This window comes from Aeribacillus sp. FSL K6-2833 (assembly GCF_037965815.1).
Classification (GTDB): Bacteria; Bacillota; Bacilli; order Bacillales; family Aeribacillaceae; genus Aeribacillus; species Aeribacillus composti.
In genome coordinates this window covers 2,156,281-2,178,585 of record NZ_CP150189.1, presented here as the reverse complement: position 1 = coordinate 2,178,585, position 22,305 = coordinate 2,156,281, and the positions used below count along the sequence as shown (strand labels likewise).

Genomic DNA, 22,305 nt, shown 5'->3' with positions numbered 1-22,305 from the left:
TTTTTGTGAGAGGAGAGGCTGGATGGGAAGAAATATGTTTGTAAATACTCGGTCTTGTTATTAAAAAAGAGCAGCTGCCTGAATTATGTATGAAAAATGCCATGCATATCAATGCAAAATAAGATCAGGGGATTGTCCCAAAAGGATACATCCATTGGAATTCAATAATCAAGAAATGCTGATATATCAGCATTACTGAACATGAAAAGGGGGATCCAATACCGTGAAATCAACTATTGGACAGCCCCTTAAGTCAATCTGCCCAAACATCGTTCATTGAACAGTATACTTTTCATCTTTTAAAATAAGCACGTCAGCTTCTTTAGCTTTTTTGGGAACTAATAGACAAACTCTATTTTATGACAGAAGTAAGTACATTCAAATTTCATTTTAACAACAAATACTATGTAACTTCTTGATTAGATCTGCCATCATAACAAAAATTTTATCATCATACGCATTTTCATCCTGCTTTAAAATGTCGTCTATATATCTTGGTATTCCTTTATAAAAGCTTTAACAAAGTCCGTGAAATGACAATCCAGTACTTTTTGTTTGCTTGAATCATAATACAACAATCAATAAACAGACGATTTTGGGATTTTTTTAATGTAATATTTTAAAGCATTCTCATAGCTTCTACGGTCCCTTGAACTATTTTTCATTACTGAATTTGATCAAGTAATCTCCGATATCTAATAAAAGACCATCACGGAATGTTGTTTTTGTCCCTTTTCAACAATATACATATATAATCTTTGGTAGAAATAAAAGGATAGCTCAAAAGGAGCATCTTTTGTATCCTCATATTCTTCAATCTCAAATAATAGCTTCATCTGTCTATACACCCTTTAAATTCATTTTGTTTACTATTTGTACAGATTTCATATATAAAATTACTTGATTTATCCCGTTACTTGGTTTTCCTTTAAAGATTTCATAATCTTCTTCATTTCTGTTTTTGAAAGATTTTTAGAAACAATGTTCATTTTATATCGCGATTTTCCCTGTAATTCCTTTTTGATGCTGTGCGTCCTTTAATTTGTAAAAAGCAGAGAAGACAACGCTTTTTTTAATTTAAAGCCGAACAGGGAAGGGGTGTTCTGCTGTATTATGGACAATTACTGTTTCTGTTGTTTTTCACAGAGGAAATGCCCGAGCTTTTCTCAATGCAGAAAGTACTAAAGCAGGCGGAACTCAACCTTTTAGGAGAAGTTCTCGACAACTGGAAAGCCCCACAGAAATCATTTTCTGTGGGGCCTAGATATTGTTTTTTAGACAGGCGCTATTCTGAATTATATATTTTAATTTAAGCTAATCCACACGCTTTTTACTTCTGTATAGTTGTTCAAAGCATATGAACCCATTTCGCGACCGATACCTGATTGTTTGTATCCGCCAAACGGAGAAGCTGCGTCAAATACATTATAACAGTTGACCCAAACAGTTCCTGCTCTCAAGCGATTGGCGACATAGTGAGCGTTGGCCACATCTCTCGTCCATAAACCGGCAGCTAAGCCGTATTCGCTGTTGTTTGCCCGATCAATAACTTCATCTAAATCTTCAAAAGGCAATGCAGCAATGACCGGACCGAATATTTCCTCTTTGGCAATTGTCATTTTATCTTCAACATCAGCAAAAATTGTAGGAGTGACAAAATACCCTTTTTCAGATGGCGTAGATCCGCCGGTCACAACTTCTGCGCCTTCTTCAATTCCTTTTTCAATATAATTCAACACTCTTGACTGCTGCTCTTCAGATACGAGCGGCCCCATTTCTGTTTCCGGATTCAGACCAAAGCCTTGGCGGATATTTTGGGCATGGGAGGCCATATCTGCTAATACATTATCGTAATGTTTTTTCTGAATAAACACACGAGAACCTGCACAGCATACTTGACCTTGATTAAACATTACACCGTTTAATGCACCTGGAATCGCTTTTGACAGATCAGCATCCGGCAAAATAATATTCGGCGATTTGCCTCCTAATTCCAGCGTAACTCGCTTCAGTGAACGTGCGGCATTTTTCATTATCAGCTTGCCAACTTCCGTCGATCCGGTAAAAGCAATTTTATCTACCAGAGGATGATCAACAATCGCTTGCCCAGCTGTTTCCCCAAAGCCCGGTACTATGTTGATAACCCCAGGTGGGAAACCTGCTTCTTCAATAAGCTCTGCTAAATAAAGGGCTGAAAGTGGAGTTTGTTCTGCAGGCTTCAAAACGACTGTACAACCAGTTGCAAGAGCGGCACCAAGTTTCCACATTGCCATTAGAAGCGGGAAGTTCCATGGAATAATCTGGCCGACAACACCAACAGGTTCATGTCTTGTATAATTGAAAAATGGTCCGTTGACAGGAATGGTCTGCCCGACTATTTTTGTAGACCATCCGGCATAGTAACGCAAGTGTTCAATGGCTAACGGAATATCTGCATTTCTAGTTTCCCGGATCGGTTTTCCGTTATCCAGCGTTTCCAGCTGAGCTAGTTCTTCTTTGTTTTCTTCCAGTAAATCCGCCAGTTTGTACAATAATCGGCTTCGTTCAGCAGCTGATATTTTGGACCATGGCCCGCTGTCAAAAGCAGCTCTTGCCGCACGGACAGCACGGTCAATATCTTCTTTGTCCGCTTCATAAACCGTTGCAAGAGTTTCTCCAGTTGCTGGATTAGGAGTGTCAAACGTTTTGCCGGAAACGCTTTCGACAAATTCACCATTAATGTACAACTTTTTTTTCCCTTTTAGAAACTCCGCTACTTTCCCTTCAACATTAGCGATTAATTGACTCATCGATCATCCTCCTAATTTTTTTTTTCGTTGTGTAAACTCTGGATGAACGAAATACAGTTTTATAATAAAGGAAAATTCAGAATATTTCAACCCATTTTTTAAAAATTACCAAAAATCTCCTGACCAACAACTGCTGGATGGCCGCAGAAAACTTAAGAAAACAACTTTATTTCAGTCATCAAGACAAACTATTTAAGAATAATCGTATAAAGAGAAATGAACTTCAAAGAGGTGATGACAATGAATGAGAAGCATCAAAAATCTTTTACGACCGTAAAATCATATCGTCCTTTTCATAGCAGATATGATCCATGTAAACCAATCGGTGTCAAATACTATTCCACACCGCCAAACCTTTTCCTCGGTTTTCAGCCGCCGAACTTGCAGCAATTTTCCGCAAAAGAAGCATTAAAAAAAGGGACTCTTTGGCGATTTTTTTATGACTATTACGAAAATCCGTATGAGAAAAAAGGGAGGTAGCCAAAATGAAGGAGCTTCCTCAAGAGTACTATCAGCTCCTTGAAGAAATTCAAGCGGCTGATTTCGTGCTTGTTGAATTATCGCTTTATCTAGACACTCATCCAAATGATATAGAAGCAATCCAGCAATTTAACCAATATGCCCAATACTCAAAACAATTGAAGCAAATGTTTGAATCAAAATTCGGTGCGCTGCAGCAATTTGGAAACAGCTTTTCAGACGCGAACTGGAGCTGGGGAACGATGCCGTGGCCATGGCAAGTATAGCTTTAATCCGTTTAACTATACTCATACGATGAAAGGAGAAAGAACATGTGGTTTTATGAAAAAAAACTACAATATCCTGTCAGGGTGAGTACGTGCAACCCAAAACTTGCAAAATATTTAATTGAACAATACGGCGGAGCAGATGGAGAACTTGCTGCCGCCCTTCGCTATTTGAATCAAAGATACACGATCCCCGACAAAGTAGTAGGACTTTTAACGGATATTGGAACAGAAGAATTTGCTCATTTGGAGATGATCGCAACAATGGTGTATAAATTGACGAAAGATGCGACACCGGAACAATTAAAGGAAGCAGGACTAGGCGAGCATTATGTCAATCATGACAGCGCCTTGTTTTATAACAACGCTGCTGGAACTCCGTGGACTGCGACTTATATTCAAGCAAAAGGGGATCCGATAGCTGATTTGTATGAGGATATAGCTGCCGAGGAAAAAGCAAGAGCTACTTATCAATGGATTATCGATATGTCAGATGATCCAGACTTAAATGACGGATTAAGATTTTTGCGCCAAAGAGAAATTGTTCATTCGCAACGTTTTCGAGAGGCGGTGGAAATTTTAAAAGAAGAACGTGATCGTAAAAAGTTTTTTTAAGAAGTTCAAGGAGCATCCAATCAGACGTACTTTCATCTATTGGATGCTCCTTTTATGTTTCAGGCAGAACATTGTTGGTAATATCCAAGATTGACAGCATTGATCGAATTTTTTTACTCTCTTTCTTTTAAAATAATACAAACAGCTGTACAATCGATCAATTGAAGCTGTTCACGTACAAAAATAGTGTATTTTGCATTACTTAATCCATTTTCTTTAGCCCATGAATAAAATTCAAAATCATATCCTCCTCCTTAATATTTATGAAGACATAGTATTTTCTACTTCTACTATGTCTATCCCAATTTTATCCTTGATATATCATCTAGGTTAGAAAAGAATGGCACACCCTAAAAATAAAAATGCAACAAAAAAGGATAAAAGTAACTCTCCTCCTTGAAAAATGGACACATTACTTAAATGGTTATTTATAACATACTGTATGGAAAATACACAGCTATCTATGCAAAAGAAAACTCAAAAATGTAAGTGATCCAGTTAGGTATTATGAGCGATGCTGCGAGTCCTTTAATAATTACCATAAATCTGAGCATATAAACGAGTGCTACTGCACTTACCAATAAAGAAAAATGTATAAGTCTGACCGAGAGCTATAATTTACATAGTCTCCTAAGAAATGATTAACTCCTAAAGAAACAAAGTAAATGATTAGGCTAGGAACAGCCATAGCAAAGAATAAACAAAAGCCTATAAGGAACATTCCTGTTAGAAGTTTTTTCGGGGACTTGAATAAAAAAGCCCTCTTGGTATGATTCGGGGGTGTCAATCGGATTAATTGCCCCCTAATTTGGATACCAAGGAGGACTATACATGAGTTCTATCTCAAACAAGAAGATTAATCAAGTCACCGATCAAACGCTCATCGTTGGCATGGATATCGCGAAAAAGAAGCATTATGCCTGCTTTGTGGATGAGCGAGGGAGGGTGTTAAAAAAGCCGTTTCCCGTTCTGCAATCGAAAGAAGGATTGGAATGGTTGTACCAGTGCATCGTGAAAGCGATGGAGGAAGTTGAAAAAACGGAAGTGATCGTTGGCATCGAGCCAACGGGACATTATTGGCTCAATCTCGCTTACTTTCTTGACGAGAAGGGCATTCCTCTCGTGATGACAAACCCGATGCACGTGAAGCGCTCCAAAGAGCTAGACAACGTAAGCGTCAAATAAAACCCACATTCCGATCATAGGTCATCCGTGTGATAATCTTCTTAGAATGATTCGGGAGGTTTTGCAATGACCCTAAAAGAAAAAAGAATAGAATGGAAAGCACGATATGATGCCTGGAAAAAGAGTGGACAGAGTATAGCGGAGTGGTGCCGGGATCAAGGAATCAAAACCCACCAAATGTACTATTGGGTGAGGCAGTTCTCCCGCGGTGGCAGTTGCACTGAAACGCCTGTCCAGACGCAGTGGCTGGCTGTTCAGGTAGAAGAAGCCTTGCCCTCTTCAGGTCAAGGTCCGATCTTTTTACACGTTGATGCGATCTCCGTTGAAGTACGGCCCGGTGCCAATCTGGATCTATTAACCGATGTGATTCGGGTGCTGCAACACCAATGTTGATGAATTCCCCGTTTGAACGTGTCTATCTGGCGCGTGGCAGTACGGATCTTCGCAAATCGATTGACGGACTGGCCGCTATTGTACAGGAATGCTTTGAACTCGATCCCTTTTCTCCGTGCTTATTCGTGTTTTGTAACCGGAAACGGGACAAGTTAAAGATTCTTCAATGGGAACATAACGGCTTCTGGCTTCATTATCGCCGTCTGGAAAAAGGGACGTTCCACTGGCCGTCGGAGAATGATACAGCGCCCATGTCTATCAGTTCACGCCAGCTGCGCTGGCTGCTGGACGGCTTGCCAATCGAACAAAAGCAAGCGCATCAGGAAGTGAAGGCACGCATCCTTCTATAAAACAAATAAATAAAAAAAGAATTCGATACTAGGCAAGTTGGATTCTTTTCCGTATACTGGACATATGGAAAAATCAGCGCAGACTTCAAAAGGCACAATTGAATATTACAAAGCGCTCAACGAAAAGCTCCAAATGGAAAAGGAAGAGTTGGAAGCGAAATTAAAATGGTATGAGGAACAATTCCGCCTCAGCCAGCAACGCCTATTCGGAGCTTCCAGCGAGAAGACCCATCCGGACCAGCTCTCCCTTTTCAACGAAGCCGAGTCCACGGCTGATCCAGCTATGGAAGAGCCCACCGTTGAGACGATGACATATAGACGCAAGAAACAACACGGCCAACGCAAACGCATGCTTGAAAACCTGCCTACAGAGACGATCGAATACCGTTTGTCTGATGAGGAACAGGTCTGTTCGTGCTGTGGCGGTGCTATGCATGAAATGAGCACAGAAGTACGCAAGGAATTGAAAGTTATTCCTGCCCAAGTGAAAGTAGTCGAACATGTGCGTCATGTATATAGCTGCCGTCACTGTGAGCGTCATGAACTGAACACACCTATTGTGACAGCGAAGATGCCGGAACCTGTTTTCCCTGGAAGCCTAGCGTCTCCGTCGTCAATGGCTTATACCATGACACAAAAATACGTAGAAGGTATGCCCCTGTATCGCCAGGAGAAACAACTGGAACGCTTTGGCGTGTCCATACCTCGGCAAACGCTGGCCAATTGGACCATTTATGGGGCTCAAACTTGGCTTAGCCTCATTTACGATGAGATGCATGAGCACCTCCTACAGAAGGATCGTCTGCATGCGGATGAGACAACCTTGCAGGTCCTGTCTGAACCGGACCGGCCAGCGATGTCGACTTCCTACATATGGCTTTATCGTACCGGTCGCGGGGATACACCAATCGTCTTATACGATTACCAGCAAACCCGTGCAGGCAAGCACCCACGCCGTTTTTTGGACGGCTTCCGGGGATATTTGCATGTGGACGGGTATGCGGGTTATAACGTCCTCCCCGATGTGAAATTGGTCGGGTGCTGGGCCCATGCCCGCCGCAAATTCACAGAAGCCCTGCAGGCACTGCCTGAATCGGCGAGCACTTCCACCGTCAAAGCAAAGGAAGGTCTGGCCTATTGCAATAAACTTTTTGAAATTGAGCGCAAGCTTAAAGATGCAAGTCCAGAGGAGCGCTATCAAGCACGGCTGGAGCACAGCAAACCCGTGCTTGAGGCTTTTTTGTCATGGCTTAAAGAGCAAATGCCGCGCGTACTGCCAAAAAGCGCACTTGGCAAAGCGATCAAGTATTGTCGTAACCAATGGGAGCGGTTGGAGGCATTTTTAGAGGACGGCCGTTTGGAGATCGATAATAATCGCGGGGAACGGTCAATTAAACCTTTTGTGATCGGTCGCAAAAACTGGCTCTTCAGTAATACGTCAAAAGGAGCAAGGTCCAGTGCGATCATCTATAGTGTTGTGGAGACAGCCAAGGAAAACGAGTTGGATCCATTCAACTACCTTAGCTATCTGTTTCAAGAGCTTCCCAATATAGATACGACAGATAAAACAAAATTAGCTGAATTCCTGCCATGGTCACCGACGCTTCCGCAGGAATGCCGTGTTCCTAAAAAATCTAAATAAAGCATACATGAAATCCCCATCTGAATACAGGTGGGGATTACTTTACCTCAAGTTTGACAGAGTACACTAAAGAAAAGCCCGAAAATACTGGTGTTTTGGACTTTACCCACAACACGTACCACTACACTTGTTAGTGGCACGTGTTTTTTTCTAATACTCTAGGAGGCGCTTGTGTGACAAGTGCTTCAAATGCTAGATTTGCTTGACCTTGTAATTCTGTACGAACGATTTGCTCTTCACCATTCACGCGTATTTTCGAGGCCTTCATCTGGCTTACATCATGCAAAATATCCTTTACACTTGTTTGGCATCCTATTTCTTTTAGCTTATAGGCCAAAAAGGATTCCATGACAAGCGCAAGGAAACAAACCATGATATGGCCTCGAATACGAGATTCCACTCGATGGTACATCGGGCGAAGTTCTAGATTCGACTTCAGGTTACGAAAGGCTTGTTCCACTCTCCACAACTCTTTATAGGCAAGTGCTGCCTCTTCATCCGTTAATGACGAGTTGGTCCGAATGGCGTACTTTCCGTCAAACTTTTCGTCATTGGATACCTTCTCTTCATCAATTTTGGCCGATGCTTTTTCTATCGTTAAAAACTTGGAATACGCACGGTTTTTGACGAGTCCAGATGGACCGAGTTCATCAAGCTTCGATTGAAGGTTTTCTAACACGACTTGACGACTCGCTCGATCACGTTCTTCAGCGTCCGGATTGTAACAGAGTACATACGTTTCGCCATCGATTTTCTTTGACTTCACTTTTAGATTCGGGAGAACCTTCTTATATGGCCCACGGATGGATAATAGCTCTTGGGCTTTCTTCGACTTTCGTAATTTGACACCCACAATATATTCCATGCCCAGTTCACGAATTTGATCTAAGTTGGCTTCACTAACCATTCCGCGGTCTCCCACTAGAATGACTTTCTGAATAGGATAGCGCTTCTTCAGGTCTCCAACCACCATGCCAAATGTCTTCGTATCATGCATGTTTCCAGGGAAGACTTGATGTCCAATCGGAATCCCTGTTTTGGTCATTAATAAGCCAATCACGACTTGTTTTCGATCTCCACGATGATCTTTGGAGTAACCATAGTGAGCCAGCAGTTCGTCTGCTTCCTCTCCTTCGAAATAGGTGCTTGTCGTGTCGTAAAACACGATATCTACTTCTAATGAGGTTAAATCGGTTAAATGTCCATAAAGTTGTTCCTCAATTTTTTCTTTTTGTTCACTTAAGAAGTCTAATGCACGATAGTAGTGATGGAGTTGGATGTCTGAAAGACCTTCTGCATAAATCGTGTCGATCCATTGTTTGAAGATATAATGCTTACTATTGGGATCCATGAGACGGTTTAACACCATGGCAAAAATGGCTTCGTCATACCGAGAAGCAGCCTCGGAATCATCCATGATTTTACGTAATAGCCGACCAAGCCCTAACTTTTCCCATACCTTTCGGAACAGATAAACCGGCCCAAACTCTTTTGTCCAAAGCACGGAGACAGAAGAGGAAGAGCCTTGCCCGTGAATTCGGTCAAAGTAACGCTCTGAAAATTTGGCTAATCCCTCGATTATGTTATCGACAGAGCCATTCTCTAATAAATGTTCTAACCTCCCTAGATTACAAAGCGTTTGTTGCCGAACTTTATTGTCTACACGAAATGTACGACATATTTGTAGATATTGACGAACAGAACCATTTTTATTTTTTTGCTTATTAATTCGAATATACATAGCACTAATAGTATAACATATATTACATATTATTGGATATACAAAAGTTATCCACATAACACTACATAATGATTATATTTTCGATAAAAAAAGTGGATAACTATTGGTATAATCACCTTTAGTTATCCACATGTAGTGAAATGGTGTCAAACTTGAGTTTACGCTTACCTCCAAAGAGCTAGACAACAATCTTCCAACCAAGGCTTTATAAGTCCAAGACACTGCCCCTTGAGTTTGAAAAATCTCCATTAACATTAGCGACTGTTCTAGCAGGGTCAATTTTTATAGAGATTGATTGGTTTTGAATAGCTTTTTGGACTCCTTTATGAACTGTTTCATCAGGCTTTGACTACTATTTACTCGAACTATCCTCGTAAATGCTGTTTTTTTAGGAATTTTTTTGTTTTTCATTCTGCTAAATGAAAGAATGATTCAAACAGTATTTGTATGTTAGTAAAATCGCGGAAAAAGAAGGCTGGAAATCAAGGTGAAACTGTTCCTTAGAAAGCCCAATAAAAAAAATGAACTTCCTGTAACCGAGCATACAAAATTTATGCTTCACGGCTGCCGCACTCTAAAACTACTGTATTCAGTTGTTCATTCCTTTTTAAAATGATCTTTTGATTTGAAAAATCAGTTAAATCAGCATCCGTTGAATGAGTGGCATAAATTAAAATTGCCTTGTTTTGCATGACGTAATTTTTCAAATAATCGAGAATAACTTTTCTTGACCTAATATCGAAATTGACAAAAGGTTCATCAAGGAGAATCAAATTAGGCGAAGATAGAAGTGCTAAAATTAAAGATAGTTTTTGTTTCGTTCCTAAAGACAGTTCGCGTGTAAGGGTATTTTTATATTTGTAGAGTCCAATTTTTTCTATAAGATCTTCTAGAGACGAATCTAATCTTTCCCCATTCAGGAAGGATAAGATCATATCAATTGTTTCAGCTGGTGTTAAATAATCGTATAAAAATGGTGTATTGCCAATTAAGGAGACTTCTTTTATATACTTTTGAAAATCGTCCTTTAATGAAATATTGTTTAACTTGATGTCCCCATCGAATGTTGTCATTCCACCGATGATATTCAACAACGTTGATTTGCCAATTCCATTTTCACCAAGTAATTCAACAATTCTCATGTTATCTATTTTTAAGTTAATCCCGTCAAAAATGTAGGCTGATTCACCATATCTTTTTTTTATATTGATCAATTCAAGCATGTCTTACCTCTCTTTTGTCAGAAAATTATATAATAATAAAAAATGTGAATAAACAATAAAGAAAAAGAGTATAGGATATATACTGCCGAATTTCATTGAATAAAAAGCTACAACGCTGCATGTAATAGAAGGCAATCCTAAAACGAATAAATCTTCTAAAGGATTAAAAAAATATACAAAAAAATTGTTTTTAATATCTTCTATTGATAATTTTTGAAAGCGATAGACTCTTTTTGAAATGATTTTTATTGTGTAGAAGTAAATCATTGTTGAACATAAAACAGTGACAGCTGAAAATAATGAAAATCCATAAAGGAGGAATACACCAGCATAATAACTGATTTGGATTACGATGAGCCTTCTTGACAGAAATTTAGAAAGCGAATTCTCATAATAAGTTTTTTGATCAAACTTCTTTATATAATAAAAATCGCTTAAATTACAGTCGTTTAACAGTTTTGAGCTATTTATGATTCCTTGAGATATCAAACTAATCATTGCGCTTTCAATTCCTAAATAAACCGAAATGATAATCAATTTATGAATATTAAAATAAAAATGAATCATACATATCAGAACTAAAGAAGCAACTGCAAACAAATAAGTATACAATATATATAAGTAGTAAGTTCTATTTTGACAAGATCGGGATAAAGCCGCTTGATACTGATCTAAATGCAGGTCATTTTTATACCGGATGAAATGTTCTTTCTTTTTCGTAGCGTTCGGCCCGTGAATAAATAAAAAGACAATCTGAGGATTGCTCCATAAAAATTTTACAATAATAGTAAAAAAAACAGCTATTAAGACGAAAATCTCGTATAAAAGGATGGTTATGTAACTAAAATGAAATTCTCTCATAAAAATCAACATAAAAAAACAATAAGACAAAATGTTTGTTCCAAATGTTAACAGCAATTTTTTAATAATCAGTAATTGAAATTTAATTTTGTGAGCTTTATACATCCATTGAGAAATATTCTCCAGTTCCACATGATCGTAATCATCATTATTAATATCAGTGAACAAAAGCGTTATAAAAAAATAGATAGTGGCGATATAAAAAGGATTTATATTTATTATAAAGGAATGAAAAAAATAAATGAGCAAATAGACAAAAATCGGTGCTAACATCGAAGCGAAAGTAATGACTGCATATACGTTATAAAGAAAGACCAGCAGCAATTTTTTATCGCCACCAGCAAACTTATTTAGAAAATTCCCAAATAAAATCTCGAAATTTGCTAATGCTTTTCTTTTTTTCATTAACCGCTTGTATTTGAAGTATTTCATCTTCTTCAATTCCCCAACATTTTCGCAACAATTTTTACTAGATTAAAAATTCCTACTAAAAAAACGATTATCGAGATTACGAACAATATTCTCATTTTAGCCTTAAATTTTTTTTCCATATTATGCACCTTCCTAAGATCATTGAAATTGCACAACAGTCATGAACGTTTGAATGATAAGCGTCAAACCATAAGTGGTCGAAAATATTATTGTACACAGTTTTATTTTTAGGCTGATGGAAGTGGAGCTGTCTAAATATGATAAATATAAGTAGAAAAAAACAACCAATAGGATTTGCGAACCTGGAAACCAGCCCAGCCATTGAATATCTTGCAGTTGATCAAAGCCAGCCAGTGAAATGATCGTCATATTTAATAAAATGGAAACAAGATTCGCAAAAATGATGGCTGATAAAAAGTTACTAAATGTAAACTTTTTATTCGTCATGACATTTGTAATATAAGTAACAAATATTGTTTCGATTATGATCACGGTAATTCCCGCAATCAATTGTATTAAAATTAACAAAGCAGTAACAAACGAATGTGCAAACAATGGAAAGCTCGCTTGCAGTTTATCAAATTGCTCAATCACTTGAAACTGTTTAATGGAAAAAAATGAATTCGCCACAACTGCTAGCACTAACAGGCAAAAAGAAAGTAAATTTATTATTCTTTCATTTTTTAATTTGAGCATATTTATCCCCTTTATAAGAAAAGGTGTCCCGCCTTATTACAAAAATTAAAACATTAGGAGGCTAAAGGCTATTACAGTTAGAGTCAATCACCATGAAACATAAGAAATTTCATTGAGACCATCAAGAATAATTCCGGCAGCAGTCAGATTAAATTCATAACTTATCCTCTCAAAATTGCTTTAATTTCACACAAATAATATTCTTTCCTCGTTTAAAATTGCAACTGAATGGGCTGTACTTAGTTGGTCAGAAATTTTTAGTTCTAGTAGACTATAAACAACAAATTATGCAATTGTACTGAAGCGGGAAGCCAAATTGTAATCAACCGAACTTGCATAGATAAGCAGCCTGTGAATTCTTATGTGATGAAACCCGAAAACAAAGTCATGTAATTTCTATTAAACTAGTATTTCCGAATGAGGTTTTTGGCAATTTATAGAAATATTATAATGAAGGTTGGATCCCTTGGTCAAGCTGCTCCTAAATTTTTCTAATGGTTTTCAAAAGGTGGCATATTAGGAATAATGATTTTAAGTAATCCATCTCATTAATCTACGTTTTTTCAGACAGAATCATCTTGTTTGTAACACTCATTATTGCGTGAATAAGAAATGTTCATGCCCGATGCTTCCGAGAAGCAATCGAAATTTTAAAAAGGTCAAGATTCGGTGGTAGAGGAAAAGACTTTCGGATTGACCAACAGACGAATGCCATTTCACTTTATGCTAAAACAAATATTTTAACAAATAGCTTGGAGGTCTTGTCATATTGTGTGACAATTCATTTTGCAAACAATGTTCTAAATGAAAAAAAGATATATTTTTATATGAACTTATATTATGATTAAAATAAAAGGATCGGAAAACTATAAGTTTACATAATTATATTATTGTAAAAAGGAGATGGATGGAGAGATGACGGAAAAAAGAAAACCTAGCGGCTTTTTATTGAAGCAGCGAGCTTTTTTAAAATTATATTTAATCACGATGACGGAAAAGAAGCGGCTGTATGGTTTTAAAATATTGGATGAACTGCGGGAAGAGTTTCGCCCGTATGGCTACCGTCCGAATCATTCTGAGCTGTACAAAGCGCTTCATGATTTAATAAAAGACGGCATTTTAAAACAAATTAAACGAAAAAAGGAAGGAGCCGAGTTTCAAGAGGTTGTCTATTATCAGTTTGTCGATTATGAAAAAGCAAAACAATATAAAAGACAACTAAAAGCAGAGCTGGACCGCTCAAAAGCAATTATTGAAAAAGCTATACGAGACAATTTTGCATAAATATGGAGGAGTATTATGATCAATCTTGCAAAAAAGCTGGAACAAATCGATGGCAAAGGATATAAAGCGTACAAACAGATTCAAGGCTCGTACAAGTTTCCTGATTTTGAATTGTTGATCGATTATGTACAGGGCGATCCGTTTGCAAGTCCTTCGAAAATCAGAATATTGATCGCTAGAAGCAAAACGGCTTTTTTACAAAAATGGACAAACAGCCGGCAAAGAAAGATAAGATGTGAAGATATGATTGTCCGCGAAGTATTTCAAGCAATTTCTAATTTGAAAAATAACGTACGCGGCTCTGGAAAAAGCGGGCTGATCATGATTGACAAACCGGGGCAGAAGGTGTTAGAACGGACAGCTGTTCAGATAGGAGAAAACGATATTACAGTTTGTCTTTCAATCGGTCTTCCGGCTAAAGGGAGAACAATATTAGGCAAGGAAGCCAAAAAAATATTTTTTCAACTACTTCCCGAAATTTTGCGGCATTCTGTCTTTTCTGTGAAGGGGAAAGATATTGAGGGCGCGATTCAGCTTTGCGACCAGCAAATGGCGATCCGCTCCTATATGAAAGAGAGAGGAATAATAGCGTTTATTGCAAATAATTCAATTTTGCCGCGTGCAAGCGGCGTAAGTGATCAGCCGTTGAAAGGCGCTGTTCCTTTTCAAAGTCCAAAGGAAATGGAAGTCTCAATTCCTGTTCCGCATCGGCAAGAACCGTTGAAGGGCATGGCTATATACAAAGGCATCACCTTGATCGTTGGAGGAGGTTATCATGGAAAAAGCACTTTATTAAAGGCGCTCGAGCATGGTGTTTATGACCATATTGAAGGGGACGGCCGTGAATTTGTTTTGACGGACCGTTCAGCATGCAAAATACGTGCCGAAGATGGCCGCAGTATAAAGAAGGTGGATATTTCCGCTTTTATTAACAATCTGCCGTTTCAAAAAAGCACAAAATCCTTCTCTACGGAAAATGCAAGCGGCAGTACATCGCAGGCAGCCAATATAATGGAAATGCTAGAAGCAGGAGCAAAAACATTATTGATCGACGAGGATACAAGTGCAACAAACTTTATGATTCGGGACGCCAGAATGCAAGCATTAATTCATAAAGAGCATGAACCCATTACTCCATTTATCGATAAAGTTTTACAATTGAAGCATGATTTTGATGTCTCAACAATTTTAGTTATGGGCGGATCGGGAGATTACTTTTCCGTTGCGGATCGCGTAATTAAAATGGATCATTATAAGCCTTATGACGTCACACATGAAGCAAAACAGATTGCCTGTCAAATTAAAACCGGAAGAAAGCATGAAGGAGGGGAGAAATTTGGAGAATGGAAGCTTCGTATTCCGGAATCAGGCAGCTTGAACAGCAGAAAAGGGAAAAAATCTAAAATTGCTTGCCGGCTTTCTGAAATTCAATATGGACTAGAAAAAATTGATTTATCTTATGTAGAACAGCTGGTCGACGAAAGCCAGACAAGAATGATTGGAGAAATATTATCGTATATCGAACGGACAAACCTTTTTGACAGACGCTTAACAGTATCACAATTGCTTGATTTCGTAGAAAATAAGATCAATCAGGACGGTCTCCAAAGTTTTTCGGTCCATTATGGTCATCAAGGTGAATTGGCGTATGTAAGAAGATTTGAATTAGCGGCAGCCTTGAACCGGATTAGGGCGTTAAAAATTCGGGAATGAAGAAAAGACTTTCTTCCATAAAAAATTTTTCTATCATCATCAACGAACTGACGGGTGCCCCAATTTTGACAGCGCAAAGAAAGCGAGAGACTCCGAGCATTTCTTTTGCTTAGACGGCCTCGACCGCAAGCTTGCCGGCGCGAAACGGGCGCGGGAGTCGCAAGCTTTGAATCTGTCAATGCTCGTTACGAAAACGATTTGGCATGAACTTGCTGGTTTTCCCGCTTGTCCGTTTTCTTTTTCTCTTTTAAATAATCAATTAAAACTAGCAGAATAACAATGAAAAAACAAATGCTTGATAATTGAAAAATCGTTCCTAAATCAACATAGGATGATAAGAAGCCTAGAAAAACCGCACTTATTCCTATTCCTCCATCCAATGCTGAATAATACATTCCGTTTGCGACTCCTCTCCGATCGGCAGGTGTTTTAGAAAGCACCCATGATTGCAAAACAGGAAGCAGTGACCCAAAACCGGCGCCAAATAAAATACCAGCTAAAACAAGCATTCCGACTGAGTATGTGAAAGATAAAACCCAAAAGGCGATAAATGTTAAGAATGAGCAAACAATGGCAAGAAGCCAAGGACCGCTTCGATCAAACCACCTTCCTGAAATTGGTCGTACAGCAGTTGCCGCCAACGCATTACATAAGTAGTATAAGAAGATTTGATCGATCCCTCTTTCTTGGCCGAATATGACGATAAACGTGACAATTCCCCCATAACCGAAAGCTGATAATAATGTAATCAGTGCAGGAAACGCCCCATGTTTATCAATGAGTGAGCGAAAAAAAGAAAAATCCTTTACATGCATTGATTTTTCTAAAACAGACTTTGGCGTTTTGTATTGAACTAATGAAAGGGCGATAATCGATATGACACCGAAAATGGCGGAACCGATGATGAGCGGCTGGAATCCTAAATGTTGAAAAAGCAAAATGCCAAAACTAGGAGCGATGATCATCCCAATGGTGATAGATAAACCATAATAGCCCATTCCTTCTCCGAGGCGTTTCGTTGGAACCAATTCAACAGCTGCCGTTCCATTTGCTGTTGTTGACCATCCCCAGGCAAAACCGTGAAGGAGGCGGACAATTAAAAATAAAAAAACAATCGATGTAAGCGAGTATGAAAGGGTTAAAAAGAGTAAGCCTACAGCTCCAGTTATAACGAGCCATTTTCGTTTCGCTGATTCAAGAAGAAAACCAATGAGCGGTCGAATGACAACAGCAGCGATGGAAAAAAGGGTTGTAACAAGCCCGATTTCAATGTCCGATGCTCCAATTGCTTTCGCTTGCGGCGGCAAAGTAGGCAAAAGCATTTGAAAGCTCATAAAAACAAATAAATTTCCGATAATTAACAAAATGAATGATTTTGTCCAAAGCGGCGGCTTGGCGGTATGAACGGCAGAATCCTTCATGGATTTGATGGCACCTCCTGCATCGTAAAAACAAAAATATTTAGATACTCGAACAATTACCAACTACTCTATTATACAAATTTTTCAAAGGAACTCAATGGATTGGTTGCCTTTTCTTTTTAATAGAAGCTGGAGAAGAAAATTCACAAATCGATGGAAAATCTAGAACAGCGATGGGTTGAAAAAATTGCAACTGACACATATTACAAAAAAAGCCGATTTTCTTTCAAACATGAGAAAGAAAATCGGCCGTTTTCTTTTATCGGTTTGGCATGATTTGTTGAATTTGACTGTTTGCAAATTTTTGTTGCAGCGGTTTGATGATGTTAGCGAATAAGTTTTGTCGTCTGCCAAATCCGTATAATGCTGCAGCCCCCAAACCGACTAAAGAAATCCACATCATGCTGTTTCTTTGCCGGTTCTTAGGAAACATGGAGCGTTTTTTTCCCATTTTGAAGAGGGACCCCATTTTTCTCATTATAAAAGCACCTCTTCCTAAGTTGTGTTTGGAAGAACATCTTCCAACAGTTATAGTATTGTTTTTTCACGATTCTTTATTAGTTACAGTTGATTCCAATTTTATTTTAGCTTCTAATCAGCTTTCTTTTCTACATATATTGGTACAAAGGGAGGGAAATTCTTTTGTACCGAAAATTCAGAAGACGACGAAGACGCGGCCCTCTGCCGGCTAAATATGTTTTTTTAATTACATTTGTCATTTTCAATGTTTTGACAGCATACAGCTTATGGCTGATCAATGCCATTATTGAACCGACATTGGTCAGAATAGCGGAAACAAAGACGAGGCAAATTGCCGAACATGCAATTCATGATGCTGTTTCGAAAAAAATAGCAGAAAAACTTGATATGAAGGAATTGATCATTATTCATGAAAAGAAATCAGACGAAACGGCGACTTACAGCTTTAATTCCCAAATTTATAACCGTCTTATTTCAGATGCGACCGTTTATATTCAGCAATATTTGGATGGGAATGTGGAGGTTGAATCGGAAGACGGCATCCCCGTCAATCAAAACCCAGATGGAAAAGGCCTGGTTTATCATATTCCACTCGGATTAATAACAAACAATGCGCTCATCTCCCATTTAGGTCCTGAAGTTCCCGTACGCTTTGAACTTATTGGTTCAGTTAATTCAGAAATTAGCACAAAATATAAGGAAATTGGCATTAATAACGCTTATTTAGAAATATATATGGACATTTTAGTTAAAATTAACGTCATTATTCCTTCGATTTCAAAAGATATGGAAATAGAAAATTCAGTGAAAATTGGTGATTTATTTATTGAAGGAAAAGTTCCGCAGTTTTACAACAGCGGCGGGACTGGTTCGGCACCTGCTGTCATTATGCCTGAAAAATCAAAATAATAATACGGAATAAAATGGATATAAGGGAAGAACATCCCTTTTTTACTTTTGGGCATTTAGGAAATATTAAACTTGTAACAACAAAAAGGAGGAATTGACATTGACAGTTTCAACTCAAGTTCAACAAACATTAGCAGGATTAAAAAGTGCTCAAGCAAGCTTTGAAACGTTTGCACTGCAAACGGAAAACAAGCAAGCAAAACAGATTTATCAACAGGCTGCGCAGCAAACACAGTCAATTGTTGATTTGATTAATACTCGCTTGCAGCAAATCCAGAATGAAGAGCCTCAATATAAACAACAGTAAAGGTTGGTATTTACCAACCTTTTCAACACATCACAAATAAGAGTGAGCTGGTCAGGATGAAACATTTTATATTCTTTTTCACTTTCCTTTTTGTTTTCTCAGCGTGCCAACAGAACGATATGGTCGATCCGACTTTAGAACAACCGACAAAAATCAATTATTCGACGAAGAACGCTCCTTTTAATCAAAAGGTCGCGAAAAAAGCGGAGGAAATAGCGGAAAGCTATGATGGAGTTCCCAAAGCCATAAGCGTCAATACAGATCGCAAGCTATTGCTTGCTTTTCAATTAGATCATATGAAACGGTTTCAATTAAAACAAAAGGAAAAAACAATTGAAAAAAAATTAAAAAAATCTTTCCGAGATTATGATGTCACCGTTTCAAGCGACATGAAAATTTATTGGGAAACAGAAAAATTAATTAACAAACTGGAAAATCTGGACAAGCGTGAAATGAACAAGAAAGTGGAAAACATTATTCAATTGAGCAGAGAAGAAACATAAGAAGGTGTTTTCGATGGCGAATGAGCAAAGAAAACTTCAAACGAAAATCATGCAGGAATACTATCAATTGGAGAAAAAAAATGAAACGAAAAGACCTGTTGTCCAAAACTGTTTACGAGCCTTTTTAGTCGGTGGAATTATTTGCTCCATCGGACAAGCGATACAGTTTTTTTACATGTACTTTTTTCATTTTACTCAACAAACCGCTGGAAATCCGACTGTTGCCACGATGATTTTTTTATCTATGCTTTTGACCGGATTTGGTGTTTACGACCGGATTGCTCAATTTGGCGGTGCCGGAAGCGCTGTACCAGTCACAGGGTTCGGAAATGCTGTTATTTCTGCAGCGATTGAGCATCGAACAGAAGGATTTGTCCTCGGTGTAGGCGGGAACATGTTTAAATTGGCCGGATCTGTTATTTTATTTGGAACATTTTCTGCATTTGTAGTTGCTTTAATCAAAACGATTTTAATTAAATGGGGTGGTTTTTGAAATGCTGAAAGGACATCGCACTTGGGTATTTCATAATCAACCCGTGATCATTTCAACCGCTACCGTTGGCGGGCCGTTTGAAGCAAATGGCAGACTAGCCGACGATTTTGATCTTCTTCACGAAGATTTGTGGTTGGGTGAGGACTCTTATGAAAAAGCTCATAAAGTGCTTTTTGAAGAAGCGTTTTACAAAGCAATAGAAAAAGGAAACATTGAAAAAGAACAGGTGGAATTTATTATTTCCGGAGATTTAGTGAATCAAATCACCCCTTCCAGCTTTGCAGCAAGAACGTTCGGCGTTCCTTATCTCGGCATTTTCGGCGCTTGTTCTACGTCGATGGAAGGGCTGGCATTAAGCGCATTTATCGTCAATTACGGCGGAGCAAAATATTTACTGACTGGTGCGGCCAGCCATAATACGGCAATCGAAAAACAATTTCGCTATCCGACCGAGTACGGTGGGCAAAAGCCACCGACTGCACAGTGGACAGTCACGGGTGCAGGAGCTGCTTTGTTAAGCAATGAAGGGAAAGGACCTGCCGTGACCTCGGCAACGATTGGCAGAGTGGTCGATTTAGGCATGTCTGATCCGTTTAATATGGGCGGTGCGATGGCGCCGGCAGCAGTTGACACGATAGAAGCGCATTTCCGCGATTTAAATATTGATGCGGACTACTATGATTTAATTGTAACAGGCGACTTAGGAAAAATCGGACGCAACGTCGCTCTTGAATTATTTAAAAAAAATGGAGTTCAAATGGATGAGGAAAAATTTCAGGATTGCGGTTTAATGATTTATCGGGAAGGACAACCAGTTTTATCCGGTGCAAGCGGGGCGGGCTGCTCGGCAATTGTCGTATACGGCCATTTATTAAATCGGATGAAAAAAGGCGAGCTGAAGAGAATTCTCGCTGTCGCAACTGGGGCGCTGCTTTCTCCGCTAACGTTCCAGCAAAATGAAACCATTCCGTGCATTGCACACGCTGTGTCCATTGAATTCAGGGGGTGAAACATTTGGTTGCGTCATTTTTTTGGGCGTTTGTCATAGGCGGATTAATTTGTGTAATTGGACAGATCATGTTTGATGTGTTTCATTTAACACCTGCTCATACATTAAGTACGTTTGTCGTGATTGGAGCCATCTTGGACGGCTTCGGGCTTTATGAACCATTTATCGATTTTGCGGGTGCAGGTGCAACCATTCCGATTACAAGCTTCGGAAATTCTCTCGTTCATGGAGCGTTGCAAGAAGCAGAAAAACATGGATTGATCGGCGTTTTAACAGGTATGTTTGAAGTGACTAGCTCCGGTATTTCAGCAGCTATTATTTTTGGTTTTATCGGAGCGCTTTTATTTAAACCGAAGGGGTGATTGGATTGACAGTAGCATCACAGGTCAAGCAAACGCTGGCCAGTTTAAAAAGCATTCATGCGGGATTGCAAAACTTGGCCATTACGTCAACTGATGAAGAAACGAAACGAGTTTTTCACGAAAACATGTTAATATCTGAAGAAATTATCAATGATGTAAAGTCTCGAATTGGAGAGCTGGAGTTTGAGGAACCTGAGTATAAAGGCTTTTGAAAAGAGGGATGAACATGCCAGAGTGGGTTGAAGTCATTATTCGTTCACTTGCCATAATAGCTGGATTATTTTTCATTTCCAAACTATTGGGAAAAAAACAGCTTTCCAAGCTTTCCTTTTTTGAATACGTCGTCGGCATTACCATTGGTGACATCGCCGGGACACTGTCAATGGATACGAATTTAAATTTAACAAACGGTATTATCAGCATTGCCATATGGGTGATGATTCCGGTTATTATTTCATTCATTTCCATGAAAAGTCCGTCGTTTCAGCAATTTATTGAAGGAAAACCGACCGTTTTTATTAAAAACGGAAAAATCATGGAGGAAAATTTAAAGAAAGAAAAATATCCTTTGGCCGCTTTGTTGGAACAATTGAGGAAAAATAATGTCCATCATGCCAGTGATGTGGAATTTGCTATTTTGGAAACTACTGGTGAACTGAGTATTTTGTTAAAAAAAGAAAAACAGCCTATAACGGTAGGAGATATCAAAACGAACGTTGCCCCTGTTAAAGAACCGCAAACCGTCATAATGGACGGAAAAATTATGGACGAAGCTCTTTCAACGACCGGTTTGAATCGAAGATGGCTGAAAGAAAAACTCGATCAATTAGGAGTCGCCGTCGAGAATGTTTTTTTAGCCCAAGTCGATTCATATGGACAACTCACTGTTGATTTATATGATGATAAAGTAAAAGTGCCTGAACCTGTTGAAAAACAGCTTCTTCTTTCATCCCTTAAAAAAGTGGAGGCAGATTTTGAATTATACGCTCTGCAAACTGAAAATACGGAAGCGAAAAACATGTATATAAAAAATAGAAAAAAAATAGCTGAAATGATCAAAACATTAACGCCTTTTTTGCAAGGTTGACTGAAAGGGTGGAAAAGTGAAAACATACGATTGCATCATTGTTGGCGGCGGGATCGCCGGTTTA

23 protein-coding genes and 1 pseudogene are annotated in these 22,305 nt (G+C 38.6%); 17 read left to right on the top strand and 7 right to left on the bottom strand.

Translation table 11 applies throughout. The annotated features are described in order from the left end of the window. Positions 1–1,304: 1,304 nt before the first annotated feature. On the bottom strand, positions 1,305–2,789 hold the full coding sequence (locus tag NSQ94_RS10650; RefSeq protein ID WP_130158011.1) for an aldehyde dehydrogenase family protein: 1,485 nt from the start codon (positions 2,787–2,789) through the stop codon (positions 1,305–1,307). Between the two features lie 240 nt (positions 2,790–3,029). Here NSQ94_RS10650 and NSQ94_RS10645 point away from each other — a divergent pair, with 240 nt between their 5' ends. The 7 genes and pseudogenes from NSQ94_RS10645 (at position 3,030) to NSQ94_RS10615 (ending at position 7,720) form a co-directional block, all read left to right on the top strand. Beyond that, positions 3,030–3,269, top strand: coding sequence for a spore coat associated protein CotJA (locus tag NSQ94_RS10645; protein WP_063389713.1), 240 nt, complete (start codon positions 3,030–3,032; stop codon positions 3,267–3,269). Between the two features lie 5 nt (positions 3,270–3,274). Then, on the top strand, positions 3,275–3,535 hold the full coding sequence (locus tag NSQ94_RS10640; RefSeq protein ID WP_063389714.1) for a spore coat protein CotJB: 261 nt from the start codon (positions 3,275–3,277) through the stop codon (positions 3,533–3,535). Between the two features lie 45 nt (positions 3,536–3,580). Continuing rightward, positions 3,581–4,150, top strand: coding sequence for a spore coat protein CotJC (cotJC, locus tag NSQ94_RS10635; protein ID WP_063389715.1), 570 nt, complete (start codon positions 3,581–3,583; stop codon positions 4,148–4,150). An 831-nt stretch (positions 4,151–4,981) separates the two neighbouring features. Further along, positions 4,982–5,320, top strand: a pseudogene (locus NSQ94_RS10630) (transposase); the annotation flags it as partial. Positions 5,321–5,401: 81 nt separating this feature from the next. Further along, the gene (locus tag NSQ94_RS10625; protein ID WP_066252076.1) at positions 5,402–5,728 is read left to right on the top strand and encodes a transposase; all 327 of its coding nucleotides are present in this window, start codon (positions 5,402–5,404) and stop codon (positions 5,726–5,728) included. Beyond that, positions 5,728–6,078: an IS66 family insertion sequence element accessory protein TnpB gene (tnpB, locus tag NSQ94_RS10620; RefSeq protein WP_339230705.1), complete on the top strand. Its 351-nt coding sequence runs from the start codon at positions 5,728–5,730 to the stop codon at positions 6,076–6,078. The genes NSQ94_RS10625 and tnpB overlap by 1 nt, the downstream gene beginning before the upstream one ends. Before the next feature lie 133 nt (positions 6,079–6,211). Beyond that, positions 6,212–7,720, top strand: a complete 1,509-nt coding sequence (locus NSQ94_RS10615; RefSeq protein ID WP_261308811.1) for an IS66 family transposase — start codon at positions 6,212–6,214, stop codon at positions 7,718–7,720. A gap of 130 nt (positions 7,721–7,850) precedes the next feature. Here the strand turns inward: NSQ94_RS10615 and NSQ94_RS10610 are convergent, their stop codons facing one another. The 4 genes from NSQ94_RS10610 to NSQ94_RS10595 form a co-directional block, all read right to left on the bottom strand. Continuing rightward, the gene (locus tag NSQ94_RS10610) at positions 7,851–9,461 is read right to left on the bottom strand and encodes an IS1634 family transposase (RefSeq protein WP_157727865.1); all 1,611 of its coding nucleotides are present in this window, start codon (positions 9,459–9,461) and stop codon (positions 7,851–7,853) included. Between the two features lie 551 nt (positions 9,462–10,012). Beyond that, a complete protein-coding gene (locus NSQ94_RS10605; protein WP_066246593.1) occupies positions 10,013–10,684 on the bottom strand; it encodes an ABC transporter ATP-binding protein in 672 nt (223 codons plus the stop codon). A gap of 3 nt (positions 10,685–10,687) precedes the next feature. Further along, positions 10,688–11,977, bottom strand: coding sequence for a sugar transporter (locus NSQ94_RS10600; protein WP_066246595.1), 1,290 nt, complete (start codon positions 11,975–11,977; stop codon positions 10,688–10,690). 138 nt (positions 11,978–12,115) lie between these two features. Next, a complete protein-coding gene (locus tag NSQ94_RS10595) occupies positions 12,116–12,673 on the bottom strand; it encodes a hypothetical protein (protein WP_066246597.1) in 558 nt (185 codons plus the stop codon). Positions 12,674–13,588: 915 nt separating this feature from the next. Here NSQ94_RS10595 and NSQ94_RS10590 point away from each other — a divergent pair. Both NSQ94_RS10590 and NSQ94_RS10585 read left to right on the top strand, forming a co-directional pair. After that, positions 13,589–13,957, top strand: coding sequence for a helix-turn-helix transcriptional regulator (locus NSQ94_RS10590; RefSeq protein ID WP_063389720.1), 369 nt, complete (start codon positions 13,589–13,591; stop codon positions 13,955–13,957). A gap of 15 nt (positions 13,958–13,972) precedes the next feature. After that, positions 13,973–15,670: an ABC-ATPase domain-containing protein gene (locus NSQ94_RS10585; protein WP_066246598.1), complete on the top strand. Its 1,698-nt coding sequence runs from the start codon at positions 13,973–13,975 to the stop codon at positions 15,668–15,670. A 185-nt stretch (positions 15,671–15,855) separates the two neighbouring features. Here the strand turns inward: NSQ94_RS10585 and NSQ94_RS10580 are convergent, their stop codons facing one another. After that, entirely contained in the window at positions 15,856–17,091 is a 1,236-nt protein-coding gene (locus tag NSQ94_RS10580; protein WP_066246600.1) for an MFS transporter, read from the bottom strand. Between the two features lie 259 nt (positions 17,092–17,350). After that, positions 17,351–17,569, bottom strand: a complete 219-nt coding sequence (locus NSQ94_RS10575; RefSeq protein WP_066246604.1) for a hypothetical protein — start codon at positions 17,567–17,569, stop codon at positions 17,351–17,353. Positions 17,570–17,733: 164 nt separating this feature from the next. Between NSQ94_RS10575 and yunB the strand changes: the two genes are divergently transcribed. From yunB to NSQ94_RS10535, 8 genes are all read left to right on the top strand, one after another. After that, positions 17,734–18,480 (top strand): sporulation protein YunB, encoded by a 747-nt coding sequence (gene yunB, locus NSQ94_RS10570; RefSeq protein WP_063389724.1) that lies wholly within the window; start codon positions 17,734–17,736, stop codon positions 18,478–18,480. Between the two features lie 100 nt (positions 18,481–18,580). Beyond that, positions 18,581–18,787 (top strand): DUF1657 domain-containing protein, encoded by a 207-nt coding sequence (locus NSQ94_RS10565; protein ID WP_066246606.1) that lies wholly within the window; start codon positions 18,581–18,583, stop codon positions 18,785–18,787. Between the two features lie 56 nt (positions 18,788–18,843). Then, positions 18,844–19,290 (top strand): YhcN/YlaJ family sporulation lipoprotein, encoded by a 447-nt coding sequence (locus tag NSQ94_RS10560; RefSeq protein WP_063389726.1) that lies wholly within the window; start codon positions 18,844–18,846, stop codon positions 19,288–19,290. Positions 19,291–19,303: 13 nt separating this feature from the next. Next, positions 19,304–19,783 carry a stage V sporulation protein AC gene (gene spoVAC, locus NSQ94_RS10555; RefSeq protein WP_063389727.1) on the top strand — a complete coding sequence of 160 codons (480 nt, stop codon included), beginning with the start codon at positions 19,304–19,306 and terminating at the stop codon, positions 19,781–19,783. 1 nt (position 19,784) lies between these two features. Further along, positions 19,785–20,792: a stage V sporulation protein AD gene (gene spoVAD / locus NSQ94_RS10550; RefSeq protein WP_066246608.1), complete on the top strand. Its 1,008-nt coding sequence runs from the start codon at positions 19,785–19,787 to the stop codon at positions 20,790–20,792. A 5-nt stretch (positions 20,793–20,797) separates the two neighbouring features. Next, complete coding sequence (spoVAE, locus tag NSQ94_RS10545; protein WP_063389729.1) at positions 20,798–21,154, top strand: stage V sporulation protein AE; 357 nt, start codon at positions 20,798–20,800, stop codon at positions 21,152–21,154. Positions 21,155–21,159: 5 nt separating this feature from the next. After that, positions 21,160–21,366 (top strand): DUF1657 domain-containing protein, encoded by a 207-nt coding sequence (locus NSQ94_RS10540; protein WP_063389730.1) that lies wholly within the window; start codon positions 21,160–21,162, stop codon positions 21,364–21,366. A gap of 14 nt (positions 21,367–21,380) precedes the next feature. Beyond that, positions 21,381–22,241 (top strand): DUF421 domain-containing protein, encoded by an 861-nt coding sequence (locus NSQ94_RS10535; protein ID WP_066246610.1) that lies wholly within the window; start codon positions 21,381–21,383, stop codon positions 22,239–22,241. Positions 22,242–22,305 lie beyond the last annotated feature (64 nt).

What these genes read in the sequence shown, in the direction of transcription:
- NSQ94_RS10610 (WP_157727865.1), bottom strand. Translation starts at nt 9,461, where the DNA reads ATGTATATTCGAATTAATAAGCAAAAAAATAAAAATGGTTCTGTTCGT.
- NSQ94_RS10580 (WP_066246600.1), bottom strand. Translation starts at nt 17,091, where the DNA reads ATGAAGGATTCTGCCGTTCATACCGCCAAGCCGCCGCTTTGGACAAAA.
- tnpB (WP_339230705.1), top strand. Translation starts at nt 5,728, where the DNA reads ATGAATTCCCCGTTTGAACGTGTCTATCTGGCGCGTGGCAGTACGGAT.
- NSQ94_RS10590 (WP_063389720.1), top strand. Translation starts at nt 13,589, where the DNA reads ATGACGGAAAAAAGAAAACCTAGCGGCTTTTTATTGAAGCAGCGAGCT.
- NSQ94_RS10595 (WP_066246597.1), bottom strand. Translation starts at nt 12,673, where the DNA reads ATGCTCAAATTAAAAAATGAAAGAATAATAAATTTACTTTCTTTTTGC.
- NSQ94_RS10645 (WP_063389713.1), top strand. Translation starts at nt 3,030, where the DNA reads ATGAATGAGAAGCATCAAAAATCTTTTACGACCGTAAAATCATATCGT.
- NSQ94_RS10650 (WP_130158011.1), bottom strand. Translation starts at nt 2,789, where the DNA reads ATGAGTCAATTAATCGCTAATGTTGAAGGGAAAGTAGCGGAGTTTCTA.
- NSQ94_RS10640 (WP_063389714.1), top strand. Translation starts at nt 3,275, where the DNA reads ATGAAGGAGCTTCCTCAAGAGTACTATCAGCTCCTTGAAGAAATTCAA.
- NSQ94_RS10625 (WP_066252076.1), top strand. Translation starts at nt 5,402, where the DNA reads ATGACCCTAAAAGAAAAAAGAATAGAATGGAAAGCACGATATGATGCC.
- NSQ94_RS10605 (WP_066246593.1), bottom strand. Translation starts at nt 10,684, where the DNA reads ATGCTTGAATTGATCAATATAAAAAAAAGATATGGTGAATCAGCCTAC.
- NSQ94_RS10600 (WP_066246595.1), bottom strand. Translation starts at nt 11,977, where the DNA reads ATGAAATACTTCAAATACAAGCGGTTAATGAAAAAAAGAAAAGCATTA.
- spoVAC (WP_063389727.1), top strand. Translation starts at nt 19,304, where the DNA reads ATGGCGAATGAGCAAAGAAAACTTCAAACGAAAATCATGCAGGAATAC.
- spoVAD (WP_066246608.1), top strand. Translation starts at nt 19,785, where the DNA reads ATGCTGAAAGGACATCGCACTTGGGTATTTCATAATCAACCCGTGATC.
- NSQ94_RS10615 (WP_261308811.1), top strand. Translation starts at nt 6,212, where the DNA reads ATGGAAAAGGAAGAGTTGGAAGCGAAATTAAAATGGTATGAGGAACAA.
- NSQ94_RS10575 (WP_066246604.1), bottom strand. Translation starts at nt 17,569, where the DNA reads ATGAGAAAAATGGGGTCCCTCTTCAAAATGGGAAAAAAACGCTCCATG.
- NSQ94_RS10560 (WP_063389726.1), top strand. Translation starts at nt 18,844, where the DNA reads ATGAAACATTTTATATTCTTTTTCACTTTCCTTTTTGTTTTCTCAGCG.
- NSQ94_RS10585 (WP_066246598.1), top strand. Translation starts at nt 13,973, where the DNA reads ATGATCAATCTTGCAAAAAAGCTGGAACAAATCGATGGCAAAGGATAT.
- NSQ94_RS10535 (WP_066246610.1), top strand. Translation starts at nt 21,381, where the DNA reads ATGCCAGAGTGGGTTGAAGTCATTATTCGTTCACTTGCCATAATAGCT.
- cotJC (WP_063389715.1), top strand. Translation starts at nt 3,581, where the DNA reads ATGTGGTTTTATGAAAAAAAACTACAATATCCTGTCAGGGTGAGTACG.